This is a genomic window from Bradyrhizobium mercantei, assembly GCF_001982635.1.
Classification (GTDB): domain Bacteria; phylum Pseudomonadota; class Alphaproteobacteria; order Rhizobiales; family Xanthobacteraceae; genus Bradyrhizobium; species Bradyrhizobium mercantei.
The window spans coordinates 1-2239 of the sequence record NZ_MKFI01000026.1; the positions used below are offsets into that span (position 1 = coordinate 1).

At 70.9% G+C, this 2239-nt stretch carries 2 protein-coding genes; both read left to right on the top strand.

Annotated elements, in window-relative coordinates:
• Nucleotides 1-701: family 2A encapsulin nanocompartment shell protein (locus BI327_RS40620; protein WP_076867234.1), on the top strand; the 701-nt coding region annotated here is incomplete at its 5' end.
• An 8-nt stretch (nucleotides 702-709) separates the two neighbouring features.
• A partial coding sequence (locus tag BI327_RS40625) for a cysteine desulfurase (protein ID WP_076867235.1) occupies nucleotides 710-2239 on the top strand: 1530 nt, incomplete at its 3' end.

The window sequence follows — 2239 nt, forward strand, 5'->3', positions numbered from 1 at the left end:
CCTTCGTCGAGTACGAGGAGCAGCCGCGCGAGTATTTCCTGAACGCCGTCAGCACCGTGCTGGACGTGCACACCCGCATCTCCGACCTCTACAGCAGTCCGCACGACCAGATCAAGGAACAGCTGCGCCTGACCATCGAGACCATCAAGGAAAACCAGGAAAGCGAACTCATCAACAACCCCGATTACGGCCTGCTGTCGCAGGTGACGGAAGAGCAGCGCATTTTCCCGCTGACCGGCGCGCCCACGCCCGACGACCTGGATGAGCTGCTGACCAAGGTCTGGAAGGAGCCGGCCTTCTTCCTGACGCATCCGCTGGCCATCGCCGCCTTCGGCCGCGAAGCCACGCGGCGCGGCACGCCGCCGCCGACGGTAAGCCTGTTCGGCTCGCAGTTCATCACCTGGCGCGGCATTCCCCTGATTCCGTCCAACAAGGTGCCGGTGGCCGATGGCAAGACCAAGATCCTGCTGCTGCGCGTGGGCGACAAGCGCCAGGGCGTGGTCGGCCTGTACCAGCCGGGCCTGCCGGGCGAACAGAGCCCGGGCCTGTCGGTGCGCTTCATGGGCATCAACAACCATGCCATCGCGTCCTACCTGATCTCGCTGTACTGCTCGCTGGCGCTGCTGGCCGACGACGCGCTGGCGGTGCTCGACGATGTCGAGATCGGCAAGTACCACGACTATCCCGACACCTACAAATAGGCCGCACGATGGCTGTCGCCGATTCCTCTCCAAGCTTCGCCGCCCTGGCCGGCGGCGTGCCGGGCGCGCCGGAAGCGCCCATCGATCCGGACGTGCTGACGCGTCTGGCCAATGCCTTCTTCACGGCGTTGCCGGGGCGGCCGGCGCCAGCCGACCTGCCGGCGGCGGTCCCGCCCGGGGTGCAGGCTCCGGTCAACGTCGCGCCGCCCGGCTCGCCGCTGGTCAGCCCCGCGGGACTGGGCCCGGGCGTGCCCGGCACGCCGATCCCGCAGGGGCTGGCGCCGGGCGTCAACCTGGCGCCAGCCTCGCCAGCGCCCTTGCCATCGCTGGCGCACCGCGCGCCGGCGCTGCTGCCGCACGCCCAGGCGGGCAACGGCCTGCCCGACAACGTGGTGACGGCGGTGCCGGCCTACGAGCCGCGCTTCGGCGCGGGCGCCACCGGGATCGCGCCCGGTGCGACGACGGTCCGGCCCGACGCCGGGGCAGGGGAGTCCATCCCCTACTATTTCCTGGAGGGCGGGCAGGGTCATCCGGCGCGGCCGGGCACGGTGCTAGGCGCCACGGCGGTCAGCGACGACCTGGCCGGGCTGGCCGTGCCCGCCCGGGCCGCCACTCCCGCGGCGCCGGCCCCGCCAGCGGCCGCGGCGGCCTCGCCGGACCCGCGCTATTACTTCGTCGACGCGGTCGTGCTGCCCAGCGGCTACGTCACGCCCGCGCATCCCCAGGCGCGGACCGCGCCGCATGCCGGCACCGATGCCCATCCGCCGTTCGACGTGCACGCGGTGCGGCGCGACTTCCCCGTGCTGCGGGAACGCGTCAACGGCCGCCCGCTGGTGTGGTTCGACAATGCCGCCACCACCCACAAGCCGCAAAGCGTGATCGACCGGATCGCGTATTTCTACGCCCACGAGAACTCCAACATCCATCGCGCCGCGCACGAGCTGGCGGCGCGCGCCACCGACGCCTACGAGGGCGCGCGCGAACGGGTCCGGCGCTTCATCAACGCGCCCGACGTCAACGAGGTGATCTTCGTGCGCGGCACCACCGAGGCCATCAACCTGGTGGCCAAGAGCTGGGGCGCGCAGCACGTGGGCGAGGGCGACGAGATCATCGTCTCCAACCTCGAGCACCACGCCAATATCGTGCCGTGGCAGCAGCTGGCGGCGGCCAAGGGCGCGCGGTTGCGCGTGATTCCGGTGGACGATTCCGGCCAGATCCTGCTGGATGAATACCAGAAGCTGCTCAACGACCGCACCCGCATTGTCGCGGTGACCCAGGTGTCGAACGCGCTCGGCACCGTCACGCCGGTCGCGCGCATCATCGAGCTGGCGCACCGGGCCGGCGCCCGCGTACTGGTGGACGGCGCGCAGTCGGTGTCGCACCTGCGGGTGGACGTGCAGGCGCTGGGCGCGGACTTCTTCGTGTTTTCCGGCCACAAGATCTTCGGGCCCACCGGCATCGGCGTGGTCTGGGGCCGGCGCGAGGTGCTGGAGGACATGCCGCCCTGGCAGGGCGGCGGCAACATGATCGCCGACGTG